Annotated in this window: 1 protein-coding gene; it reads left to right on the forward strand. The window is 40.1% G+C overall.

From position 1 onward, the window contains the following. Nucleotides 1-222: hypothetical protein (locus ACPYOG_RS20735; protein WP_481295943.1), on the forward strand; the 222-nt coding region annotated here is incomplete at its 5' end. Nucleotides 223-237: the final 15 nt, after the last annotated feature.

Below are 237 nucleotides of genomic sequence, written 5' to 3' on the forward strand. Positions count from 1 at the left end.
GTAATTATTCTGTTCGTCTGCCATACTGATTTTATCGATCAGGAACTTCAGAGTTTCTCTTTCATCGATGCCTGGACGCAGGATAGGAGTGCTTCTATCGGAAAAGAAGATGATCTCATTGATGTAATGCATATGGCGGATATTTTTTTGTACGAAAGAATCGTTGAAAACAATACCCTTTGCCCTGACGTAGGAACCTTTATTGGCCGGATGAATAATTGAGTTGGGGGTGATAAT

This window comes from Leifsonia sp. HAY1-4F (assembly GCF_056755275.1).